Origin of the sequence: Thermogutta sp. (assembly GCF_014359955.1) — a bacterium.
GTDB lineage: Bacteria > Planctomycetota > Planctomycetia > Pirellulales > Thermoguttaceae > Thermogutta.
This window is the reverse complement of record NZ_JACIYL010000769.1, coordinates 1-2,068: the sequence shown is the minus strand read 5'-3', so window position 1 is coordinate 2,068 and position 2,068 is coordinate 1. Positions and strand designations below refer to the sequence as shown.

At 57.2% G+C, this 2,068-nt stretch carries 3 protein-coding genes and 1 pseudogene; 1 reads left to right on the top strand and 3 read right to left on the bottom strand.

Annotated features, from left to right (window positions below):
- The coding region (locus H5U08_RS16795; protein ID WP_297035710.1) for a hypothetical protein at window positions 1-323 on the top strand (323 nt) is incomplete at its 5' end.
- Window positions 324-451: 128 nt separating this feature from the next.
- Here H5U08_RS16795 and H5U08_RS16790 read toward each other — a convergent pair.
- From H5U08_RS16790 to H5U08_RS16780, 3 genes and pseudogenes are all read right to left on the bottom strand, one after another.
- Complete coding sequence (locus H5U08_RS16790; protein WP_297035706.1) at window positions 452-1,078, bottom strand: hypothetical protein; 627 nt, start codon at window positions 1,076-1,078, stop codon at window positions 452-454.
- Window positions 1,075-1,476 (bottom strand): hypothetical protein, encoded by a 402-nt coding sequence (locus tag H5U08_RS16785; RefSeq protein WP_297035703.1) that lies wholly within the window; start codon window positions 1,474-1,476, stop codon window positions 1,075-1,077. Before H5U08_RS16785 ends, H5U08_RS16790 begins: the two co-directional genes overlap by 4 nt.
- A gap of 96 nt (window positions 1,477-1,572) precedes the next feature.
- Window positions 1,573-2,068 (bottom strand): annotated as a pseudogene (locus H5U08_RS16780) (hypothetical protein); the annotation flags it as partial.

Genomic DNA, 2,068 nt, shown 5'->3' with positions numbered 1-2,068 from the left:
AGCGGGAGCCGGCACGCATTCTGACCCATTTTGAGTCCGACTACGGTGCCGCCCCCAAAGTCGAAATGCGCAACGGCCAGATTGTCACGAATGTATTGCCGGACTTCAAATCGCAGCGTTGGGTGGGGCTGCGCGGGGAAATCGTGGCGCATCCCTTCCTTCCTATCTGCCGTTCCCAGATTGATGTCCGGTACGCATGCGATGATAAGGTGCTCGCTGACCGCATGCCCGGCTTCCACTGGATGACCATTTATGGCGACTATATCCGCGAGACCGGCTACGCGCTCAAACGCGTGGGAATCAAGTTCGAGGTCCTTGCTTAGGGGGCGACTGTGGTAAAGATAGACACTTCCGCCCCAACTGTGAAGCGGGACTCTGGCCACAGGGGCTGAGTTGTTTCTGCGACGCGTTTTTGTCGGGCGGATTGCGTTCAGGTCCGCCTGGATTGCTTTTATGGTTCAGAGGAGGGCGGAGACAATTGTGATCGCCGGAGTTCGTAGAGGTCGTAGAGGTCGAACAGCATTTCGCGGAGGTTGCCCTGGTGCCGGGCAAAGGATTCATGGACGTCCTCCCGGCTGATGAGCGGTTCACCGCGTTCCAGGAGAAGCTGGACGATCTTCCAGGCGAGATCTTCGTTCGGTTCCGGAGCGTAAAGAAGGGGAAGTTCCACGTCGGAATGGGCTGTTCCGATCAGTCCCAGACGACGCTTCCGGCTGAGACGGCGTAGCTGATATCGCGTCCAGGTGCTGAGTTGCTCGTAGCCATCCACCGTGATCACAATCTCGGAGCGGTCTTCCAGTAAGGCCCAGGTTTCCTGGCTCAGGGTACGCTGGCCATCATGGAGTTCGAGTCGCAAACAGGGAATCTCATGCTGCTCCATCCAATCCGCCAGGGCCGTGATGAGGGCCGACTTTCCAACACCGTGTGGCCCGACCACGGCCCCCATTCTTTGCAGTCGCTCGAAAGTCTCGAAGAGCGACTCGGCCGAGCAACCGGGGGGAAAGATGTAGGGAATCGCGCCCGGCCGAACGAATCGCGCGGAGAACGGATTTTCGACTTTTCCGGAAATGTTGGTCACTGGATTCTTACTCTCGCTGGTGCGACGTGCCCCAACCGAAAAGTGATCTCTTCCACGATTTCCCGACCCTTTACCGGAAATACCCGTACCCGCACACACCACCGAATACGGATGATCAGTCCGTCGTAGCTGAGCGGTGTCTGCGGAAGGATCGTTTGAAAGGATAAAGGAGATGAGATCGACACCGGTGAGTCCCCCTCCTGCTCCCATCGCCTGAAATGGTGGACATGGAGATCCTGATCGCCCTTGCCATCGGTGTACCAGAGGACCGAAAGTTCAATCGCCTTGATCGTGTCCACGCAGTCGGCAGGGGTGATGATGACCTTGCCGGACAGAATCTCTCCGGGGTCATACACGGTTTTTCGGTGGTCGAGGTGGATAACAACCCGCGGTTCCATCGCTTTCCGCCGGAGGGCAGAACTCCCTGGGAGTTGACGCCTCAAGTGAATCTATGGACATGCCTTCGCACGACGACGATTTTCCGGTGTCTCCTTTTAACCCGTTCCCGCGTTCTCGTGTCCTGTTCCCTCGGGGGAGGTTTCGCCTCCCGCAGTCGTCGTCTGGACGGGCCGTCTGGACCAGGATGCTGTGTCGGACTTCTTCGCAGGCTCCGGCAGAACGACGAGCGGGAAAATGCGCTCGAAAACGGGCCAGTCCTGAGCACTTCCTCGGACGCAGAGACGCCATCGGACTTCGTTGTGCGGGGAACGGAACGAATGCATCATTCCTGAGGGAATTTCGATTTCTTTTTCGATTTCGAAGGGGACGCTGTGGAGAATGTCGAACTTCTCGTGGCGAACAAGCGTCTTCTGCCAGATCCGTCGCGTTTCGCGTCGGGTGTTAGTGCCATGCTGAAAAGTGGCTTCTTCTTCACAGACAATGAGCATCTCCAGCCAGTTCATTTTGAGCCAGCCTGTTTGTTTGAGATACACCCGGTAACGCTGGCCACAGATGAGAGGAAAATCTGAGATTTCCACAACGGTCTGTCCA